The sequence below is a fragment of the Dasania marina DSM 21967 genome (assembly GCF_000373485.1).
Lineage (GTDB): Bacteria > Pseudomonadota > Gammaproteobacteria > Pseudomonadales > Dasaniaceae > Dasania > Dasania marina.
This window is the reverse complement of sequence record NZ_KB891585.1, coordinates 396,837-413,019: the sequence shown is the minus strand read 5'-3', so window position 1 is coordinate 413,019 and position 16,183 is coordinate 396,837. Positions and strand designations below refer to the sequence as shown.

General features: G+C 49.8%; 15 protein-coding genes, 1 tRNA gene and 1 other RNA gene. 11 read left to right on the top strand and 6 right to left on the bottom strand.

Annotated features, from left to right (window positions below; all coding sequences use genetic code 11):
- Positions 1 to 45: 45 nt before the first annotated feature.
- The gene (locus B067_RS0111415; RefSeq protein WP_240472855.1) at positions 46 to 1,497 is read right to left on the bottom strand and encodes an aldehyde dehydrogenase; all 1,452 of its coding nucleotides are present in this window, start codon (positions 1,495 to 1,497) and stop codon (positions 46 to 48) included.
- A gap of 103 nt (positions 1,498 to 1,600) precedes the next feature.
- Between B067_RS0111415 and B067_RS20330 the strand changes: the two genes are divergently transcribed.
- The 3 genes from B067_RS20330 (at position 1,601) to zapE (ending at position 3,959) form a co-directional block, all read left to right on the top strand.
- Positions 1,601 to 2,071, top strand: coding sequence for a MarR family winged helix-turn-helix transcriptional regulator (locus tag B067_RS20330; RefSeq protein ID WP_019530221.1), 471 nt, complete (start codon positions 1,601 to 1,603; stop codon positions 2,069 to 2,071).
- 400 nt (positions 2,072 to 2,471) lie between these two features.
- A complete protein-coding gene (locus tag B067_RS0111405; RefSeq protein WP_019530220.1) occupies positions 2,472 to 2,825 on the top strand; it encodes a DUF2970 domain-containing protein in 354 nt (117 codons plus the stop codon).
- Positions 2,826 to 2,849: 24 nt separating this feature from the next.
- Positions 2,850 to 3,959, top strand: a complete 1,110-nt coding sequence (gene zapE / locus B067_RS0111400; RefSeq protein ID WP_205619968.1) for a cell division protein ZapE — start codon at positions 2,850 to 2,852, stop codon at positions 3,957 to 3,959.
- A gap of 24 nt (positions 3,960 to 3,983) precedes the next feature.
- On the opposite strand, the gene B067_RS20325 is transcribed toward zapE, so the two are convergent.
- The 4 genes from B067_RS20325 to dauA form a co-directional block, all read right to left on the bottom strand.
- Positions 3,984 to 4,763, bottom strand: a complete 780-nt coding sequence (locus B067_RS20325) for a spermidine synthase (protein ID WP_019530218.1) — start codon at positions 4,761 to 4,763, stop codon at positions 3,984 to 3,986.
- 118 nt (positions 4,764 to 4,881) lie between these two features.
- Positions 4,882 to 5,226 carry a zinc ribbon domain-containing protein YjdM gene (locus B067_RS0111390; protein WP_019530217.1) on the bottom strand — a complete coding sequence of 115 codons (345 nt, stop codon included), beginning with the start codon at positions 5,224 to 5,226 and terminating at the stop codon, positions 4,882 to 4,884.
- Between the two features lie 24 nt (positions 5,227 to 5,250).
- Positions 5,251 to 5,475, bottom strand: coding sequence for a hypothetical protein (locus tag B067_RS0111385; RefSeq protein ID WP_019530216.1), 225 nt, complete (start codon positions 5,473 to 5,475; stop codon positions 5,251 to 5,253).
- On the bottom strand, positions 5,462 to 7,204 hold the full coding sequence (gene dauA, locus B067_RS0111380) for a C4-dicarboxylic acid transporter DauA (RefSeq protein WP_019530215.1): 1,743 nt from the start codon (positions 7,202 to 7,204) through the stop codon (positions 5,462 to 5,464). The genes B067_RS0111385 and dauA overlap by 14 nt, the downstream gene beginning before the upstream one ends.
- A gap of 200 nt (positions 7,205 to 7,404) precedes the next feature.
- On the opposite strand from dauA, the gene pckA reads away from it, so the two are divergent.
- From pckA to B067_RS0111360, 4 genes are all read left to right on the top strand, one after another.
- Entirely contained in the window at positions 7,405 to 9,021 is a 1,617-nt protein-coding gene (gene pckA, locus B067_RS0111375) for a phosphoenolpyruvate carboxykinase (ATP) (protein ID WP_019530214.1), read from the top strand.
- A 107-nt stretch (positions 9,022 to 9,128) separates the two neighbouring features.
- Entirely contained in the window at positions 9,129 to 9,320 is a 192-nt protein-coding gene (locus tag B067_RS0111370) for a hypothetical protein (protein ID WP_026244591.1), read from the top strand.
- Positions 9,321 to 9,442: 122 nt separating this feature from the next.
- Positions 9,443 to 10,510: an Lnb N-terminal periplasmic domain-containing protein gene (locus B067_RS0111365; RefSeq protein WP_019530212.1), complete on the top strand. Its 1,068-nt coding sequence runs from the start codon at positions 9,443 to 9,445 to the stop codon at positions 10,508 to 10,510.
- Between the two features lie 471 nt (positions 10,511 to 10,981).
- Positions 10,982 to 11,416 (top strand): PACE efflux transporter, encoded by a 435-nt coding sequence (locus tag B067_RS0111360; protein ID WP_019530211.1) that lies wholly within the window; start codon positions 10,982 to 10,984, stop codon positions 11,414 to 11,416.
- Between the two features lie 287 nt (positions 11,417 to 11,703).
- Here the strand turns inward: B067_RS0111360 and B067_RS0111355 are convergent.
- A tRNA-Ser gene (locus tag B067_RS0111355) sits at positions 11,704 to 11,789 on the bottom strand.
- 408 nt (positions 11,790 to 12,197) lie between these two features.
- Here B067_RS0111355 and B067_RS0111350 point away from each other — a divergent pair.
- The 4 genes from B067_RS0111350 (at position 12,198) to dnaX (ending at position 16,163) form a co-directional block, all read left to right on the top strand.
- Entirely contained in the window at positions 12,198 to 13,289 is a 1,092-nt protein-coding gene (locus B067_RS0111350; protein WP_019530210.1) for an NHL repeat-containing protein, read from the top strand.
- Between the two features lie 32 nt (positions 13,290 to 13,321).
- Positions 13,322 to 13,876, top strand: coding sequence for a DUF4136 domain-containing protein (locus B067_RS0111345; protein WP_019530209.1), 555 nt, complete (start codon positions 13,322 to 13,324; stop codon positions 13,874 to 13,876).
- 74 nt (positions 13,877 to 13,950) lie between these two features.
- Positions 13,951 to 14,047: signal recognition particle sRNA small type (gene ffs, locus B067_RS21665), an RNA gene on the top strand.
- 163 nt (positions 14,048 to 14,210) lie between these two features.
- Positions 14,211 to 16,163 carry a DNA polymerase III subunit gamma/tau gene (dnaX, locus tag B067_RS0111340; RefSeq protein WP_019530208.1) on the top strand — a complete coding sequence of 651 codons (1,953 nt, stop codon included), beginning with the start codon at positions 14,211 to 14,213 and terminating at the stop codon, positions 16,161 to 16,163.
- Positions 16,164 to 16,183: the final 20 nt, after the last annotated feature.

The following is a 16,183-nucleotide window of genomic DNA, read 5'->3' as shown; positions in this document are numbered from 1 at the left end:
TCTCTAGATTGGACTCTTTATGTAGGCTTCTCTATATCGGGCTCCTTAAATAGGGTAATGCCCAGGCTCAGTTTCCATAGTAATCCAGCGTAGTTCAGTAAAGGCTTCTATGCCGGCTTTGCCACCGAAGCGGCCGTAGCCTGATGACTTCACACCACCAAAAGGCATTTGTGCTTCGTCGTGTACTGTGGGGCCGTTAATGTGGCACATGCCAGACTTAATTTGTTTAGCTACGCGCAAGCCTCTGGCTGTATCGCGGGTGAATACCGCTGCCGATAAACCGTACTCGGTATCGTTAGCCAGCTCTATGGCATGGGCTTCATCATTGGCGCGAATAATCGCAACGACTGGGCCGAAGCTCTCATCGCGAAACAGCTTCATGCTGGGGGTAACATGGTCGATAACCGTTGCAGGCATTAGCACGCCTTTGGCATCACCGCCATTCAGTTGCGTGGCACCCTGTGCTATAGCATCAGCGATTAAGGCTTGTACATGGCTGACGGTTTTTTGATCGGCTACCGCGCCCAGTGGCGTATTGCCCTCACGTGGGTCACCTACGGCTAGGGTGTTGACTTTGGCTTTGAATTTTTCGGCGAAGGCATCGGCAATGCTATCAACAACGATTAAGCGCTCGGTGGACATACAAATTTGGCCCTGATTCATAAAGGCACCAAAGGCGGCAGCTTTTACTGCTTCGTCTAGGTCGGCATCATCCAGGACTAGCATGGGGGCTTTGCCACCCAATTCTAATAACACCGGTTTTAAGTTTTCAGCGGCGCGCTTGGCAATAATGCGGCCTACGTTGGTTGAGCCGGTAAAGTTAATACGGCGCACGGCGGGGTGATCTATCATCGCGCCGACTACGTCGCCTGCATCTTTCGGGGCATTGCTAATCATATTAACAATGCCATCACCCAAACCGGCCTCTATAAAGGCTTCAATAATTAATGCATGGGTGCGTGGGCATAGCTCTGAGGCTTTCAGTATGACGGTGTTGCCACAGGCTAAAGGTACCGCAATGGCGCGTACGCCCAAGATTATAGGTGCGTTCCAAGGGGCGATACCCAACACCACACCGGCGGCTTCACGGCTGGCCATGGCTATGCAGCCCGGCTTATCGGAAGGGATAACTTCGCCGCCTATTTGGGTGGTTAAGGCAGCGGCTTCACGCACCATGGAAACGGCCAGCATGAGGTTAAACCTAGCCCAGCCTTCAGTGGCGCCTATCTCGGCCATCATGGCGGCAACAAAGTCTTCGGCCTTGGCTTCTAAGGCGTCGGCGGCTTTGTTGAGTGCGGCGCGGCGGGCGTTAGGGCCCAAGGCAGACCAAGCGGGTAGTGCACGACTGGCAGCATCGGCAGCGGCCTTGGCATCGTCTACCGTAGCGGCTGCTGCGCGGGTTGCCACTGCTCCGGAGATCGGGTTTAGACGTTCAAAACTGTTAGCAGTGCCGTGCTCAGCGCCGCCTATGGATAGGGAAATAGTCTGTGTAGTCACTGGGATCTCCTTGGGGTTACTGTTATTATTCATAACACTGCGATTGTTATACTTTATAACATTCTATATTGTTATCTGCAATAACATTTATTGAGGTTTTGACATGGCATCAGAGGCTATATCTCAGGCGACATTACAGGCGGCTTCACGTGCTAAAAGTGTGGAGTTAGTCGATCCGCTGGAAAATCTGCTGGGTTACCAGCTGCGTCGTGCATCTATTCTTATCATGAAAGATTTACACGAAGCCTTATCCAGCGTTGAACTCAGCCCGGCGGAGGCCTCGGTATTACTGGTGATTAAGGCAAATCCTAAGGTAAAGCTAATTGAGGTAGGGCGTTGCTTGGCGATTAAACGGGCCAATATGACGCCTATAGTCGCTCAGCTGGAACAGCGCGGTTTGGTGGAGCGTACCGTTGATGGCCGCGCCCATGCTTTGGTGCTAACCCCTCAAGGTGACAAGCTGGCCTTGCAGGTTGAAACAGTGATAGCACAACATGAACAACGCTGCCTGGGGCACTTGGATAAGGCCACCCAAAAGCAGATGCAGGAGATACTGCATACGCTGAGGGATTAAGGCGACGAATCTTACTCTTGGTTTCGTAGTCAGAAGGGGCAAAGGTAGCTGCTAATTAGCGTGATTAGAATGTTTTTTCAACTCAATTTAACCTAAGGTCGCGCAGCGTTGATAGGCATTTTGCTAGTGATCCCATGACATACACAGGCCCTGAGTGCGGCTAATATAGGGAAAGTTGAAAGCGCGGCCGATACTCTGAGTGGCTGTATCAATGTGCTTTTGATTAACATACAATGCTTATCAGGTTGTAGTGTTGGACTGGGTTAGTGCGACACAGGCAGCCTAGCTATTAATAGAGCTATTAATAGAACTAGAACTAGAACTAGAACTAGAACTAGGAGTAGGGCGGTGATAGTGCCTTATCATCCGCCACCTCCTGCTGCTTTGAAGGATATCTGCTATGCCCGCATCGCCCACCGATAAGCCAACACCAACCAGTAATGCCGATAACCACAGCGTCGATAGCGACAGCTGTAAAGCAACAGCTGATGCGCCTACAGAGACAGCAGACAATACCTCCACTACCGCCCATTCCAAACGCTATTTTGAGCGACCAGACCCCGGTGAAAAACCCATAGGGCTACTGCGCCTAATGGTGATCTTGTTTTCTAGCCATATCGGGGTGCGTTCGCGTAGCCATCGCGAGGAGGATTTTCGCCGCGCCAATGGCTTACACGTGTTTATCGCCGCCATTGTTTACTTCCTGTTGGTCGTCGGGGCATTGATTATGTTGGTCAATGTGATAGTCAGCTGAGGAGGCGTCCGTTATTAACGCAATATGATGACCCAGACCTCGCCTAAACAAGCGTACCTACACGCTAAGCAACAGACAGAATTTGTCGACGACGCGTCACAGACTCTCGCGATAGAATTACTCGAACAATGTTATCGCATGCTGCACAAGCCCGGTCGCGCAAGGCTACAGGGCGTTTATTTGTGGGGGCCAGTGGGCCGTGGCAAAACCTGGCTGATGGATATGTTTCATTGCAGTTTGCAAGTGCCTGCCCGGCGTCAGCATTTTCACCATTTTATGCAGTGGGTACATCGCCGGCTGTTTGCCTTAACGGGAACCGCCGAGCCACTCAACACCTTAGCCACTGAACTCGCTCAAGATATACAGGTGCTGTGTTTCGATGAATTATTCATCACTGACATAGGCGATGCCATGTTGCTGGGTAAACTGTTTCAAGCCATATTTGATGCCGGCATAGCCATAGTCGCCACCTCCAACCAAGCTCCCGAGCAATTGTATGAGGGCGGCTTTAACCGTGAGCGATTGCTGCCCGCCATTGCGGCAATACAACAGCATATGCAGGTGGTAGCGCTGGACGGAGGGGTGGATCATCGCCTGCATCCGGGCGCGGGGCATCAGCGCTATTGGGTAAATAATCCCGCTGCCTTAACGGCTGTGTTTGCGCGCTTGAGTGGTCCGCTACCGGTTTCGGATAAGCCACTGCAATTCAATAAGCGCCCGTTGCAAGCGCTAAAGTATAGTAAGTCTGCCATTTTCTTGCGGTTTGTGGACCTGTGTGGCCAGCCCATTGCGGCAACAGATTTTATTGCGCTGTGTGATCGCTTCCCAGCTATTTTACTGAGCGAGGTACCTAACTTGAGTGGTAAAACACAAGCCGCCAAAATTGCGCGCGGTACCGAGGATGGTGTAGAACGTGTCGTGGCAGGGGACCGCGAGTTACCCGCCTTGTCCGCCACCGACGACAGCGTGCGGCGATTTATTATGTTGGTTGATGAGTGTTATGACCGACGTATACCGCTGTATATAGACGCGGCAGTACCATTAACCGAGCTGTATATCGAAGGGCATTTAACGGCACCGTTCCGTCGTACCCTTAGCCGTTTGCAAGCTATGCAATATCAGCGTTTTGTATAGCATTCAAAACCATTATCATGAAATTTAATCGTCGAAGAGTTTAATTCTAGTCATCAGCGGTGTCAGCCGTTGCTTTAATTTTTCTTCCATAGCCTCAACACGCTGGGGGATAGGTTTGGCATCTGCAGGCAGAGCATTAGAGGCATACAAAATAGAATTGTCAGTAACTGAGCTCATCAACAGCACGGTTGGAAAAATAGCAGCCAACATGTCAGAAAACTCTGCTCGGTCACTAGGCACGCTGTGCATATTAATCACCAGCCAGCCGCTATCAGTTAATACCCTAGCGCACTCCTCTAAAAATTCTTGCTGTATTTGTGCAGGCTCCATACGGTAGGCGTCGTATATATCGGCCACAATAATATCGCTGCTATTATCCGCAAGCTGCGTCACCTCAACAAAGGCATCGTTAATCGTAATGCTAACGCGATGATCGTCAGGTAATAAAAAATATTCTTTAGCCGCAGTCACTACATCCTGCCGCAGCTCTACCGCCGTGAAATAACATGTGGGTAATATGTGATGGAAAGTACGTAACAAGCTGCCGCCGCCTAGGCCGAGAAATGTGATGTGGTCGGGATCTATATAGGCAAGCACTAGCGCCATAAACTGGGTGTATTTATGCACTAGCTGAAAAGGTTGCGACAGCTGCATACAGCTTTGCTCAAACAGCGAATCAAAATTTAATACCCGCTGATTACCATAGTCGATCACTAAAATACGCCCGTGATCATCCTTGCCCAAATGAATAACTTTGCCACCATCCTGATAAGGTAAGGCGCGAATGTCGCTGAAATTGTTCAATAGTTAGATCACTTCTAAAGGTTAAAATAAAAGGTAAAACTCGCTTGTAAATGGCGATAATTGGCTGTGGAAGCCAGATCAATAATCACTGGCTTCCTATAGTCGTTCAGCGTATATATCAGGCAGTCGCTTTTTTAACAAACTCCGACTTCAGCATCATTACACCCACTTTGTCGACTCGGCAATCGATATTGTGATCGCCATCAACGATACGATTAATTTTTACTTTGGTGCCAACTTTTAACACGCTTGAGCTGCCTTTCACTTTTAAATCTTTGATTAGGGTGGCGTTATCGCCTTCAAAAATATCATTGCCATTGGCGTCTTTTACCACCGCAACATCTTCATTCTGTTCGCCAGCGGCGGGGTTCCACTCGTGTGCACATTCAGGGCATACCAGTGTGTCACGATCTTCATAGGCGTACTGTGACTGGCATTTGGGGCACGGGGGATAACTGCTCATAGTAAAATCCTTACAATAGGGTGGTTATAAAAAAACGGTAAATTCTTTCAAGCCTATAGATCTAATCAGTTCAGCCAGCGCATTGATATCTTCAGTGGCAATGGATTGATCATTATTATCTGCGAGAATAAAAGACTTGTAGTTACAGTCGTGCAGCATGACGAACCATTGCGTTCTACTGCCCGGGCTTATTCTTATCTGTGCTTCTTGCCAACTGCCTTTTCGCTCTATGGCTTCATTCAGTTTCATGGCCTACCTCTCTTTTTAAAACATGCTTAGCTGCATCGTCCAGCGTCGAGAACGAGATATCCAGAGGGCTTTTTAGCTCGCCGCGTGCCCTGGATAGCGTTTTCAAAGGCTGAAACTGCCAAGCGGAAAAATGCAGCTGTATGGCATTTTTTTCACAGTGGGCCAGTAATTTTTCGATGGCAGCAAGGCCGCCTGCATCGAGATAGGCGCTATAACGCATATCTAAAATCAAACCATCGTAGCCGTCGATGTGCTGGGATAATTCACCAAAGATACGATCCGCCGCTGCGAAAAATAACGGACCGTTAATTTTGAATACTTTCCAGTTAGCGGGCAAGGGCTTGCGTACAAAGTCGTTATTGTCAGTTATATCGACCACCTGGGTGAGCGTAGCGATTTCTTTCATAAAAAGAATGGATGCTAGCAGAATACCGGCGGTAATGGCGATCACCATATCAAAAAAGACGGTGAGTGACAGGCAGGTTAGCCACACTAATACATCGCTTCTGGGTGATTTTTTCACCAATTTTACCGACTTGTGCGCCTCGCTCATATTCCAGGCAACTACCATTAACAGTGCCGCCATTGCTGGCATGGGTACATAGGCTAGCGCCCCTGCCAACAGTAGCAGGCCTAACAAAACAACAATAGCGTGGATGAAGGCGGCCAGGGGCGAAACGGCGCCGGCTTTAAAGTTTGTGGCAGAGCGGGCGATGGCGGCTGTTGCCGTAATGCCGCCGAAGAAAGGAGCAATGACATTGGCCATTCCCTGCGCCAAGAGTTCACTGTTAGCGCTGTGGCGCTTGCCCGACATACCATCCAATACCACGGCGCATAACAACGATTCAATCGCCCCCAGCATGGCGATAGCAAATGCGGCGGGCAGTAAATTCGAGATCAGCTCTAGGGATATGCCCAGCGGCTGCCCGGAGGCGCCAGCCCGGTCCCACGGCCACTCCAGTGTCGGTAGGTAAGGGGGGATGCCAGCCATTTCAGTGCCGTCGGGTAACAGGTAGTGAAAGCGAGAACCTATGGTGTCCACCTCAATACCAAAGGTCGCCAGCACCACTGCCAGTAGGCAGGCCAATACCAGTGCGGGTAGGTGGGGTGGGATGGGCGTACGCAGTCGCGGCCAGAGCAGCATTACCGCCAAGGTAAAACCAGCAGTTAGGGTGCTACCTATATCCAACTGCTGCAGATGGGCGCCTATGGTCGTTATTTTACCTACAAAGTGCTCCGGTAAATTGACTATGCTTAGGCCGAGAAAATCGGGAATCTGCAAAACGGCAATGACAATAGCGATGCCGCCGGTAAAGCCCAGCGTTACCGATTCAGGAATGTATTCAATAAAACGGCCGAGGCGGGCGTAAGCCATGGCAATAAGAATGAGGCCGGCCATTACCGAGGCCAACAACAGGCCAGCTAGGCCGTATTGGCTTGTTAATGGGTGTAGGATAACCACAAACGCGGCGGTTGGCCCAGAAATGCTGTAGCGGCTGCCACCGGTGAAAGCAATGATGGCGCCGGCAATAATCGCCGTATACAAACCGTATTGCGGTGGCACGCCACTGGCTATGGCTAGCGCCATGGCTAGTGGAATCGCGATTACGCCAACAGTCATGCCGGCGATAAGGTCTTTCAATAAGCTGTTGCGGCCATAGCCCTCGGCCAGCGCTTCACGCAATGCATAGCCCACCCGTAAAGAAAAGAGGTGTTTGCGGTGAGACATAGCTGTACTCCTGGCTCGGTTTTTTAGCAACTATCTGCTATAGGTTGTTATCCAAGCTGGTTCTAGCAAGCTTGGACGCTAAAACCTAGTTTATGGGTAAGAAAAGGTTAGCGTGATGAGTGTTGTATGATAATATAATTATCATTAAATGAGTAATAAACTTCCCATTAAGAATCTTCTGCAAACCAAAGGATACCTCTATGACTCAGTCTCGACTGCAACAAGCACTCGCTAGCTACGGCATACATAAGCCACAGGAAATTCTCTACAACGCCGATTACGACACGCTGTTTCGTGAAGAAACACGTCCCGAGCTCAGTGGCTATGAAGCCGGCCATGTAACCAAGAGCGGGGCGGTTGCCGTTGATACCGGTATTTTTACCGGACGCTCACCCAAGGATAAGTATTTTGTTAAAGACGATACCACCCGCGATACCTTGTGGTGGTCGGACCAAGGCAACAACGATAACAAGCCCATCACCCCGGAAGTCTGGTCGTCGCTCAAGGACGTGGTAGGTGAGCAGCTTAGCGGTAAACGTCTTTTTGTAAATGACCTGTTTTGTGGTGCTAATCCCGCTACCCGTTTACAGGTGCGCTTTGTTACCGAGGTAGCTTGGCAAGCTCATTTTGTCAGCAATATGTTTATTCGCCCCAGTGCGGCAGAGCTAGAAAATTTTGAGCCTAATTTTGTGGTGCTAAACGGCGCCAAAACCAGCAACCCCAATTGGCAAGAGCAGGGCTTGCATTCGGAAAACTTTGTCGCCTTTAATATGACCGAGCGCATACAGTTGATCGGCGGTACTTGGTACGGCGGTGAAATGAAAAAAGGCATTTTCTCGGTCATGAACTACCTATTGCCGCAACAGGGCATTGCCTCCATGCACTGTTCCGCCAATGTCGGTGAAGACGGTGATACTGCCATCTTTTTCGGCCTGTCGGGCACGGGTAAAACTACCTTGTCCACCGACCCTAAGCGGGCTTTAATTGGTGACGACGAGCATGGCTGGGACGACAATGGCGTTTTCAATTTTGAGGGCGGCTGTTATGCCAAAACAATTAACTTAAGCCAAGAGCAAGAGCCAGAAATTTACGCCGCCATCAAACGCGATGCGCTATTAGAAAATGTAGCGGTTGATGCAGAGGGCACTATTGATTATGCCGATAGTTCCAAAACGGAAAACACCCGCGTGTCTTATCCTCTCTATCACATAGAGAATATTGTTAAGCCTGTATCGGTGGGAGGCCATGCTAGCAAAGTTATTTTTCTTACTGCCGATGCCTTTGGTGTGCTGCCGCCTGTAGCGCGCTTAACTAAAGCGCAAGCTGAGTATTATTTTCTTTCGGGCTATACCTCAAAACTGGCGGGTACTGAACGCGGTATTACTGAACCCACGCCAACCTTTTCATCGTGCTTCGGAGCGGCTTTTTTAAGCTTGCATCCCACCCAGTACGCCGCCACCCTTAAGAACCGTATGACCCAGTCGGGTGCCCAAGCCTACCTCGTTAACACTGGCTGGAACGGCAGCGGTAAACGGATTTCTATTAAAGCGACTCGCCAGATTATTGATGCCATTTTGGATGGCTCGATAGAGCAGGCCGATTTTAACACCTTACCGATATTCAACTTGGAAACCCCTGTCGCCCTTACTGGCGTTGACGCCAAGCTGCTAGACCCGCGCCAGACGTACAGCCAGCCCGAGCAGTGGACGGAAAAGGCTTTATCTTTAGCTGGAAAATTTATCGCCAATTTCGAACAGTTTACCGATACTTCAAAGGGTGCGGATTTAAGAAGCGCAGGTCCTGCTATTACGGACTAAGCCTAAACCTATGCTTGAGCAGGGTCTCTATCTAGTAACGCTGCTCAAGCACACAAATGTAGTTATTAAATCTGCATATTTAGCCTAATAAATTAATGAGTTTCACCATGGAAAAACGCACTGCACGATTAACGGTTTTAGTCGACCCTGATAAGAAAGCAGCCTTTGAAAAACTGTGTGATCAGGAGGATGTCACTCCTTCGCAAAAAATTCGCCAATTTATGCGCGACTATATAGAGCAAGCATTGGGGTCTGATTGGAAAGAGCAGGTCTTTAATAATGAGGGTAAAAAAGAGTAACGTCGTGGCTACCTAATTGCGCCTAAAGGTGCATCGCGTGAAAGTGATTTGATTGAGCATAGCTTCCCGTTGGCGAAACTAAAAATTCTATGGGCGATTACGCCTTGAGCTAATACAAACCCATGAATAAGACAAAACATGGCACGTGGCAGTGGCTGGCACGCTTAATATTTTGCCTTGCGGTGCTGCTGTTAATGGTTTGGGGAGCCATGGCGTTGTGGCTGCAGTTACCGCAACAGCCAGTAGCATTGTGGCTAGTGCGATGGATAGCCATGGCGCTGTGGATAGCTGCCGGGCTGGCCATGCTTGCGGCGCTCACGGGTCTGTTTAAAGGCAAGCGACGTGCGCGTAGCTTAGCGACTATTCTGTTTGCCAGTGCCATTGTGATTATGGCCAGCTGGTGGAGTGGGGTGCAGCCATCACATCAGCGCCTGTGGGCTGATGATGTGGCACAACTGCTCGAATCCAATGTTGACGGCAGCTGGGTTCACCTGAAAAACGTGCGTAATTTCGAGTGGCGCAGCGAAACTGACTACGACCCTCGGTGGGAGAAACGCAGTTACAACCTCGAAAGCCTACGCACGGCTGACCTCGTGCTTTCCTACTGGATGGGGCCGCATATAGCCCACACGTTGGTGTCATTCGGTTTTGACGACGGCGAACAGTTAGTTTTTTCATTGGAAATTCGCAAAGAGCGCCAGGAAAACTTTTCTGCGATCGCTGGCTTTTTCCGCCAGTACGAACAAGTTTTGGTGGCGGCAGATGAGCGCGATATTCTAAAAACCCGCAGCAATACCCGGGGTGAGAATGTCTACCTTTATCGATTAAAAATGAAGCCCGCGCAAGTTCGAGACTTGTTTGTGGCGTACTTGCAGGCGGCTAAGGAGCTGCGCAACACACCACGTTTTTACAATAGCCTAACCGGCAACTGTACGACTGTTGTATTTGAACTCGGCCGGGTCATTGCGCCGGATCTGCCACTGGACTACCGGTTGCTGCTGTCCGGACATTTCGCCGAATACGCTCATGATTTGGGTGTGCTAACGCCAGGCTATAGCTTCCTCGAGCTGCAATCGCTAGGTTACATTAACCAGCGCGCGCTTGAGTCTAATATCTCAGGGTTAGATTTTTCAATCTCGATTCGGCAAACGGTACCTGGGGTTAAGGTGTTAAATTACCCACAAAAGTAGCTGCCTTTTTACTTGCCCGTTAACGAGGTGATATGAGGTGGCTAATGAAAATAAGTACAAGCACTACGCTGAAAAATTTCGCTGTGCAGCTGTCAAATAGGCGGATGATTCAATACCATGGCTCCTGATACTGCCAAAAGGCTAGGCATTTATTCCGGCCACGTATACCGCTAAGGCTACCGTGAACCTAGCCTGCAATCTTTATCAATAATTTATCTTATTGGGTGCGTACTTAAGTGCTTAGCGTAGACGTTTATGGAGCGGACGATAAACGAGATAAGTCTCTATCTATTCACATTGCTGCGCCTAAGATGGCATCATATTAAATTGATTTGGGTGGTTGCTACCCAGAGTAGAATCATTTTAAAAAAACCAATACGAAGTGAGCGATGGACGGGCGATGGTGTCACAACGTTTTGCTACCGGCTCGTTAGGCCTCAATTAAACCAGGCACCACTCTAGAGATTTGCTATGAGCCCCAAAAAACGACGGATACTGCAAGCATTGCTATATGAAGTTTTTGCCATTGCCTTTGTTGCCCCTGTTTTGAGTATTATTTTTGATAAGCCGCCTACCTCAACCATAGGCCTCGCGATTGTATTATCTAGCGTCGCGCTAGGATGGAACTACGTATTCAATTCAATATTTGAAAGCTGGGAGGCGCGCCAGCCCGTACGAGGCCGGTCATTTGCTAGGCGGTTGTTGCATGGCAGTGGTTTTGAGGGCAGCCTCGTGATCATACTGGTTCCTGTGATGGCTCTTTGGTTGAACATCTCACTGCTCAGTGCGTTACTGGCGAACCTTGGCTTATTGGTGTTTTTCTTTGTCTATGCGATTACTTTTACCTGGGCCTTCGATTGCGCCTTCGGCCTGCCTGCGTCCTCGGCGAAGCTTGATGACGACTAAGCTTTTAGCTTTAGCTTAAGCATAAAGCCCAGATTTGTTGTGGACGTTTTGATTGAGAGGCTGTTGCTATGGGCAGGGGCAAGAAAAAAGTGAGGGCTGTGGTAAAAAAGAAAAGAGGGAGGGATTAATCAGAATAGCTTGAGGCTATTCTGACTCTGCGGGCGCCTTTTGAAGGCAGGCGTTAAAATTCCGCCGTGGGCGTAATTTTTCGAACCCTGCTCGGATTCTCGTCCGTCCCGTAACCGCCATAAATAAAAAAACCGGCACAGGGCCGGTTCTTTTATTTATGGCGGTGAGAGTGGGAGTCGAACCCACGATACTTGCGTATACACACTTTCCAGGCGTGCTCCTTCGGCCACTCGGACACCTCACCTATGACTGTTTGAGGGGCGCTAATGTATAGGAGAATCAGTCGCTTGGCAACTCTGGGTGCATGGTTTGGGCGGCTTTAGGCTTTTTTACTGAAATTTATTGTTGCCTTGCTATGATAGCGTTTTGTCTTTATCAGTAGAGGCTGTAATTGAATAAAAAATCATCAGCGCCCAAGTGCGTAGCTGTCTCTGTTACTCATTAGCAACTAAATTGCTTGGCGCTTATATGTCGGCGCAATGGCAGGGCGGCAGTGATGGTCGGCGATAGAGGGCGGCCCCAGCTCTAGCTTTGGTGAGGAGCGGCGCAGCAACCCTTTTGTGGTGGATGCTCGCTACGAGTCAGCTATTACTAATAGCTGACTACAGATAAAGTAGTGCTTGGGATTAATAATAAAAACAAAGGATAAAGGATGAAAAAATTATTACTGCTTACGGTGTTGCTGGCTGGTGTGGTGGCGGGGTGGAGTTATTGGCAGCTGGATGGCTTTCGTTCGGTTACCCCGAAATCGGCGGGCTCCTGCCAGATGATTAATGGTGTGGGTGCAGCAGCGGATATGGCCTTTAATTACCGCAGTGGTGTGGGCTTTATGGCGGTATACGATCGCTTGGGTGTATTGCAGGCTGATAGCTCGCAGGGACTTAGTTCACAGGGAGGCCAAGCCAATGGTGATATTGTGGTGCTCAATAGTCAGCAACTGCCGAGTAGTTACAGTATCAAAAACCTACCCGGTTTAATCGATTTTAAACCGGCTGGTATCAGCCTTTATAGTGCTAATGGCGACAGCAGCGAGAGCCAAGGGCGCTTATATGTGGTGAATAACCGCGCCACCGGCCAAGATACTATAGAAGTACTTACCCTCGCTGCGGGTAACCAGCCGGTGTTTGCTAAAACCCTAAAAAATGACTTGTTTCAACGCGCTATTGATGTGGCGGTGGTGGGCTACGATCAGTTTTATGTCCTCACCGGGCCGCCGCCGGCATCGCTATTGGGCCGCTATAAGGCCATGATGGGTGTGGGGCCTAAGTCTACGTTGCTGTACTATGATCGCGGCGTTATTAAAACTGTGCTCGATCAGCATCATTTTTTAAGTTCGGTGGCGGCTACTGCCGATGGTCACCGAGTTTATGTGGCTGATGCTAAGGGGCGCAGGGTTATTAATTATAAGCGCGATTTATTAAGTGGTGAGCTAAGCTATAGTGCAGAGGTGGTGCTAGCGGCTGCGCCGGAGCAGATACAAATAGATGGTAACGGTGACTTATGGGTGGTGGGCGCGCTAAGGCCGCTGGATTACCTGCGTCATATTATGAGCAAAGGGCTCAAATCCTCGGCCAGTGAGCTTTACTATATCGCTGCCGACAATGACCTTTTGGCTGAACCCGTGGTCAAAATGACCAGCTTGGGTTTTGAACAATCCGCCATGAGCTCGGCCGTTAAGCTGGGCGGGCAAGTGCTAGTCGGTAGTATTACCGCCAGAAACATACAGTTATGCCCCTATCTATAAGAGTGGGTGTATAACAATAGAGGGAGTTAGCAATGAAAAAAGTATTCTTGTTGGTGTTACTTATGGGCTTAGTAGCTTGTAGCAGCCAGCTGCGGGTAGCCACTGATTATGATGTGGCTTATAACTTTGCCGCCATTAAAACCTATGCATGGTTGCCCGCTAAAGATAAGAAGGCGCCCGATCCGCATATGGATAACAGCCTAATGCATCAGCGTTTATACCGGGCGATGGAGCAGCAAATGGCTGCGCAGGGTTATGAAAAAGTTGCCCTTGAAAGTGCTGATGTATTGATTACTTATCAATTGAGTTCCAACGAAAAATTGTCGGTGAAAAGTTATCGCAACCACTTTGGTTACTACCCTTGCTTTCATTGTTTTCGCGCCGGCTTTCATCACGACAGTGATATAGAGATTAAACAATATCGCGCGGGTTCTTTTATGATCGATATTATTGAGCCTGAAAAACGCGAGTTATTGTGGCGTGGCGTCAGTGAGCGTCGTTTGCCTGGTTCGGTTACGCCGGCGCAGCGCGATCAATTTGTGAATGAAACGGTTACCGCTATTATTAATCGTTTTCCGCCTAAATAGGCTTGCAAGTGCTGCTATTTTTCAGCACAATACGCGGCCTTTGAGCAAGCCCGTCAAAGACGTTATGGTGGTCCTTCTGGTCCTCTCGCAACGATAGGTAGCAAACTCCGCCAGGCCTGGAAGGGAGCAACGGTAGTTACCAAATCGTGTGCCGGGATGTGGCTGGTTGGACTGCCACCTTAATATCCCCCTTGTTACATCTCTATTGCTAAACACAAACCCTTTGCGGCCTTTACAGCAGTTTATGTAGGGCGGCGGCTAGTGTATGATCTCTGCATTTAGATTCAGCGTATTGCTGCCTTATTGCCACTTAACTTAATAACAGGCTTAGTGAATGAGTTACCAGGTGTTGGCCCGTAAATGGCGCCCCAAAACCTTTAGGGAAATGGTAGGCCAAGAGCATGTACTCAAGGCTTTAATCAATGCCTTAGATCACAACCGGCTACATCATGCCTATTTATTTACCGGCACCCGTGGAGTGGGTAAAACGACTATTGCGCGTATTTTGGCCAAGTGCCTTAATTGTGAAGTAGGGGTTAGCTCGGTGCCCTGCGGTCAATGTTCGGCCTGTAATGAAATTAACGATGGCCGCTTTATTGACCTGATAGAGGTGGATGCTGCCTCGCGCACCAAGGTGGAAGACACCCGCGAGTTGCTGGAAAACGTACAGTACGCGCCCACAGCTGGCCGCTACAAGGTGTACCTCATCGATGAGGTGCACATGCTGTCTAATAGCTCGTTTAATGCCTTGTTAAAAACCTTGGAAGAGCCGCCGCCGCACGTAAAATTCTTATTAGCTACCACCGATCCACAGAAGCTACCGGCCACGGTGCTGTCGCGCTGCTTACAGTTTAATTTAAAAAACATGACACCCGAGCGCATAGTAGGGCATTTACAACATGTGCTACAGCAAGAAGTGGTGCCCTTTGAAGAGCCCGCATTGTGGCAGCTGGGCCGTGCCGCCGATGGTAGCATGCGTGATGCACTGAGCTTAACCGATCAAGCTATCGCTTTTGGCTCCGGCAGCCTTAGCGAAACTGATGTTAGGCAAATGCTGGGCACTATCGATCAGCATTTTGTGGTGGATGTGCTGCGTGGCCTGATGGCGCACGATGGCGCCCAAGTGTTGGCCTCGGTAGATAAGTTGTCGCAATTTGCTCCCGATTATAGCGGCGCGTTAGAAGAAATGCTTACCCTGTTGCACCGCATAGCCATAGCCCAAGTGGTGCCTGGCGCTATAGACAATAGCCACGGTGATGCCGAGCTTATTGGCGAATTGGCGCGTTCGATTACCGCGGAAGACATACAGCTGTTTTATCAAATGGCCTTGGTAGGTCGTCGCGATTTATCACTTAGCCCCGACCCTCGCAGCGGTTTTGAAATGCTGATGTTGCGCATGCTAGCTTTTAAACCTGCCGGTGTGCCACAAGCTTCCGAGGTTACGCTACAAAATAGCCCGATAGTTACACCTGTCGGCAACCAACCTGAGCCGCAACTACAGCCTCCAGCTCAGGCGGTACCGTCGCAAGTGCAACCGCAAGCAGAGCCTACACAGCCCATGCAGGCTGCACCAGAGGCAGCTGTACCGGTAAAAAAGTCTGAAACCGCTGAGGTTGCGGCGGAGACAGCAACCCTAACACCGGCCGCAGCGGCCGTTGAGCTCGCAACCGAGCCACTGCAGCAGCCCGTGCCATCGGTACCAGCACCTGCAGAGCGGCCTATCAATAAGGCCTTGGCTGCTGTTAAGGCAGAATTTCTCAACCCTAGCCCTAAGCCAGCGGAGATTCCGGTTACCGGCCCGGCGGGTTCGGTGGATATACCGTCAGGGTTAAGTGCTGCAGGGGCTGATATCCAGCCTGTAGCTGCAGCACATGACAGCGAGCAGCCGCTACGTATAGACGATATCAGTGTGGATAATTGGCCAGCGTTGTACTCGCGCTTGGGTTTTGGTGGGGTAGTGGGCAATATCGCTGCTCACTGTGCCTTGGTAGAGCGCAAGGGTGAGGAATTGTCCTTTGTCTTAGATGAAAACAATGCCAGCCTTTACAATGAAGGCTATGCCGACAGAATGCAGCAGCATCTAACGGTAACGCTAAATTGCCCGGTAAAGGTATCGGTGATGGTGACCCAGGTGGCGGGTGAAACACCGGCCAGCTATAACCACAAATGCAAAACCGAACAAAAGCAGCAGGCCACTAGAGCCTTACAAAACGACCCCAATATACGTTTGTTGGTTGAGGAGTTTGGCGCCAGCTTAGATTTAGAATCGGTTAGCTCGGTGCATTAAATCGCTCGGGTAACACATGT

Bases quoted from the DNA above. Each gene is read 5' to 3' on its own strand.
- B067_RS20330 (WP_019530221.1), top strand. From the start codon at position 1,601: ATGGCATCAGAGGCTATATCTCAGGCGACATTACAGGCGGCTTCACGT.
- B067_RS0111405 (WP_019530220.1), top strand. From the start codon at position 2,472: ATGCCCGCATCGCCCACCGATAAGCCAACACCAACCAGTAATGCCGAT.
- zapE (WP_205619968.1), top strand. From the start codon at position 2,850: ATGATGACCCAGACCTCGCCTAAACAAGCGTACCTACACGCTAAGCAA.
- B067_RS0111390 (WP_019530217.1), bottom strand. From the start codon at position 5,226: ATGAGCAGTTATCCCCCGTGCCCCAAATGCCAGTCACAGTACGCCTAT.
- B067_RS0111385 (WP_019530216.1), bottom strand. From the start codon at position 5,475: ATGAAACTGAATGAAGCCATAGAGCGAAAAGGCAGTTGGCAAGAAGCA.
- dauA (WP_019530215.1), bottom strand. From the start codon at position 7,204: ATGTCTCACCGCAAACACCTCTTTTCTTTACGGGTGGGCTATGCATTG.
- pckA (WP_019530214.1), top strand. From the start codon at position 7,405: ATGACTCAGTCTCGACTGCAACAAGCACTCGCTAGCTACGGCATACAT.
- B067_RS0111370 (WP_026244591.1), top strand. From the start codon at position 9,129: ATGGAAAAACGCACTGCACGATTAACGGTTTTAGTCGACCCTGATAAG.
- B067_RS0111365 (WP_019530212.1), top strand. From the start codon at position 9,443: ATGAATAAGACAAAACATGGCACGTGGCAGTGGCTGGCACGCTTAATA.
- B067_RS0111360 (WP_019530211.1), top strand. From the start codon at position 10,982: ATGAGCCCCAAAAAACGACGGATACTGCAAGCATTGCTATATGAAGTT.
- B067_RS0111350 (WP_019530210.1), top strand. From the start codon at position 12,198: ATGAAAAAATTATTACTGCTTACGGTGTTGCTGGCTGGTGTGGTGGCG.
- B067_RS0111345 (WP_019530209.1), top strand. From the start codon at position 13,322: ATGAAAAAAGTATTCTTGTTGGTGTTACTTATGGGCTTAGTAGCTTGT.
- dnaX (WP_019530208.1), top strand. From the start codon at position 14,211: ATGAGTTACCAGGTGTTGGCCCGTAAATGGCGCCCCAAAACCTTTAGG.